1 pseudogene is annotated in these 233 nt (G+C 51.9%); it reads right to left on the bottom strand.

The features are described from left to right. A pseudogene (locus tag AC3XQU_RS25000) lies at window positions 1–212 on the bottom strand (type-F conjugative transfer system pilin assembly protein TrbC); the annotation flags it as partial. Between the last annotated feature and the right edge of the window lie 21 nt (window positions 213–233).

Raw genomic sequence — 233 nt, 5'->3', positions numbered from 1 at the left:
AACGACACAAAAATAATGAAGTCGCTTTGCCCGGGTTTGCTTTTCGGGGTCTCCTTGCTTGCCGAGTAGCGTGCGAGGACCTCGTCCAAAGTTTCAGTTTTTGCAGGGGCTGGCGCTTTCACATCCGGAACGATTGCCTTGAACGTTCCAGCCTTAACTGGGTCAATTTTTCGGCCCAGAGTGAGATCGCGTGATGCGCCCTGCTCTTTCATGATCGACTTAAGCTGGTCTTC

It is taken from the genome of Telluria sp. AZSoR62 (assembly GCF_058111565.1).
This window is presented reverse-complemented; position numbering and strand designations above follow the sequence as displayed.